This is a genomic window from Microbacterium sp. ISL-103, from assembly GCF_018613995.1.
Classification (GTDB): domain Bacteria; phylum Actinomycetota; class Actinomycetes; order Actinomycetales; family Microbacteriaceae; genus Microbacterium.
Genome location: NZ_JAGGPD010000576.1, coordinates 1 through 2,917, shown reverse-complemented (window position 1 = coordinate 2,917; position 2,917 = coordinate 1). Strand labels below are relative to the sequence as shown.

Below are 2,917 nucleotides of genomic sequence, written 5' to 3'. Positions count from 1 at the left end.
TCAGGCGTTCATCCCCGCCCTCGGCGGCTGCCGCATCGTGGCCCGCCCGCTCGACTTCCACCTGGACGCGCTCCGCAAGTTCGGAGCCATCGTCGAGAAGCTGCCCAGCGGCATCCGCCTCTCGACGGGCGGTGCTCGTCTGCACGGAGCGAACATCCACCTCCCGTACCCGAGCGTCGGCGCGACCGAGCAGGTGCTGCTGACCGCCGTGCGGGCCGAGGGCACGACGGAGCTGCGCAACGCGGCCATCGAGCCCGAGATCATGGATCTGATCGCCGTGCTGCAGAAGATGGGCGCCATCATCTCGTACGAGCCGAATCGCGTCATCCTCATCGAGGGTGTCGAGACGCTGCGCGGCTACGACCACCGGTCGATCTTCGACCGCAACGAAGCGGCCTCCTGGGCCTCCGCAGCGCTCGCCACCGATGGCGAGATCTTCGTCGGCGGCGCGAAGCAGCAGGAGATGCTGACCTTCCTCAACGTCTTCCGCAAGGCGGGCGGATGGTTCGACATCCAGGAGGACGGGATCCTGTTCCGCCGCGATGGCGAGCTCAAGCCGGTCGTCGTCGAGACCGACGTGCACCCCGGATTCATGACCGACTGGCAGCAGCCGCTCGTCGTGGCACTCACCCAGGCGAAGGGCCGCTCGGTCGTGCACGAGACGGTGTACGAGAACCGACTGGGCTTCACGGATGCTCTCGTCAAGATGGGCGCCGACATCGTCGTGCACCCTCGAGGGCTGCAGGACGGACCCCGTCGCGTCCCGCGCCGCGACCTCGAGCAGGCCGCCGTGATCACCGGACCCACGCCTCTGCATGCTGCCGACATCGTCGTGCCCGACCTTCGGGGCGGGTACAGCCACGTCATCGCCGCTCTGACGGCGGAGGGCGAGTCCCGGGTCTCCGGTGTCGACATCCTGAGCCGTGGGTACGAGAAGTTCCTCGCCAAGCTCGATGCCGTGGGTGCCGACTTCGACGTCATCCGGTGACCGCTGTGGGTTCCCGCTCGACGGAGACCACGCGGCCGAGCTTCTTCTGGCCGGTCGCTGCGATCGCCGTGCCTTTGATCTCGCTGGTGGCGAAGGTGCGGATCACCGGGGCCGAGAAGCTTCCCCGTGACGGTGCATACGTGCTCGCACCGAACCATTACTCGGAGTTCGATCCGCTCGTGGTCGCTCTCGCGGTGTGGCGCATCGGTCGGGCTCCGCGGTTCATGGCGAAGGAGAGCCTCTTCAGGGTGCCCGTGCTCGGGTGGATCCTCCGTCGCACCGGGATGATCCCGGTGGCACGTTCCTCGTCCGCCTCGGCTGCGAAGCAGACGCTGAAGCAGTCCGCCGAGCTCGTCGAACACGGGCGCGGTGTGATCGTGTACCCGGAGGGCACGCTCACCCGGGATCCCGATCTCTGGCCGATGCGGGGTAAGTCCGGCGCAGTCCGGCTCGCTCTCACCGACGGCATCCCGCTGATCCCGATGGCCCACTGGGGCACCCAGGAGATCATGGGGCGCTACCAGAAGGGGCTGAGCCTCTGGCCGCTGCGCAAGCCCGTCGATGTCATCATCGGCGATCCCGTCGACGTCTCCGACCTCCGTGGTCGGGCAGGCGAGGCATCGGCGCTGAACGAGGCGACGAACCGACTGATGAACGCGATCACGGCGCTTCTCGAAGATCTGAGAGACGAGAAGGCGCCCGCCGAGCGCTGGAACCCCTCGACCCACGGACAGAAGGAGACGGGCCGCCTTGACTCCTAAGCGCAACGCTCCCGCAGGACCACGCGTCGCGGTGATCGGTGCCGGCAGCTGGGGCACCACGTTCGGAAAGATCCTCGCCGACGGTGGGGCGCAGGTCACCATGTGGGCTCGCCGCGCCGAACTCGCCCACGAGATCGACGAGGCCAAGCGCAACTCCCGCTATCTGCCCGGCATCAATCTGCCGCGGACGATGGCGGCGACGCACGAGTTGGCGATCGCCCTGCGTGACGTCGACCAGGTTTATCTGTCGGTACCGAGCCAATCGCTGCGTGAGAACCTGAAGGCCCTTCGACCGCTGCTCGCCGACAACGACGCGAAGATCGTCAGCCTCATGAAGGGCGTCGAGCGCACCACCGGGCTCCGCATGAGCCAGGTGATCGAGCAGGAGCTGCGATGCGACCCCGATCGCATCGCCGTGGCATCCGGCCCGAACCTCGCTCTCGAGATCGCCCGTGAGCAGCCGACCGCCGCCGTGATCTCCTCCCGCAGTCAGGAGACGGCCGAAGAGGTCGCTCGGGCCGCCCGCAACAGCTACTTCCGCACCTTCGTGAACACCGACGTGATCGGCACCGAGTTCGGAGGAGTGCTGAAGAACCTCATCGCGGTCGCGATCGGCATCGTCGACGGCGTGGGCTACGGCGAGAACACGAAGGCGTCGATCATCACGCGCGGCCTCGTCGAGATGACCGACTTCGCCGTCGCCAACGGTGCGCATCCCGAGACGCTGCAGGGCCTCGCGGGCCTGGGCGACCTGATCGCCACCTGCCAGTCTCCGCTGAGCCGCAACAACACGGCCGGGCGCCTGCTCGGCCAGGGGTACAGCTTCCAGGACGTCGTCAAGCAGATGCAGCAGACGGCCGAGGGCCTCGCGTCCGTCGCGCCGGTGCTGCAGCTCGCGCGTGAGTCCGAAGTGCACATGCCCATCGTCGAGCAGGTCAAGATGGTGCTCGACGGCAAGATGAACCCGCGCGACATCGCCCCCCACCTGACGACGGACGACGACACCCCCCAGGGTGAGAGGACCAACCATGGACAAGCAGACGGTGGTGGTGCTCTTCGGAGGGCGCTCCAGCGAGCATTCGATCAGTTCCGCAACGGCGGGCGGGGTCCTGGGCGCGATTGACCGCGACCTCTATCGGGTGATTCCCGTCGGGATCACCCGCGCGGG

General features: G+C 67.7%; 4 protein-coding genes. All 4 read left to right on the top strand.

All coding sequences use genetic code 11. The features are described from left to right. Nucleotides 1-988: UDP-N-acetylglucosamine 1-carboxyvinyltransferase (locus J7E68_RS18065; RefSeq protein WP_215174934.1), on the top strand; the 988-nt coding region annotated here is incomplete at its 5' end. Then, on the top strand, nt 985-1,749 hold the full coding sequence (locus tag J7E68_RS18060; protein ID WP_215174933.1) for a 1-acyl-sn-glycerol-3-phosphate acyltransferase: 765 nt from the start codon (nt 985-987) through the stop codon (nt 1,747-1,749). The genes J7E68_RS18065 and J7E68_RS18060, both read left to right, overlap by 4 nt. Further along, complete coding sequence (locus J7E68_RS18055) at nt 1,739-2,872, top strand: NAD(P)H-dependent glycerol-3-phosphate dehydrogenase (RefSeq protein WP_215174932.1); 1,134 nt, start codon at nt 1,739-1,741, stop codon at nt 2,870-2,872. The genes J7E68_RS18060 and J7E68_RS18055 overlap by 11 nt, the downstream gene beginning before the upstream one ends. After that, nucleotides 2,832-2,917, top strand: an 86-nt coding sequence (locus J7E68_RS20360) for a hypothetical protein (RefSeq protein WP_311417354.1), incomplete at its 3' end; no start/stop codon positions are given. The genes J7E68_RS18055 and J7E68_RS20360, both read left to right, overlap by 41 nt.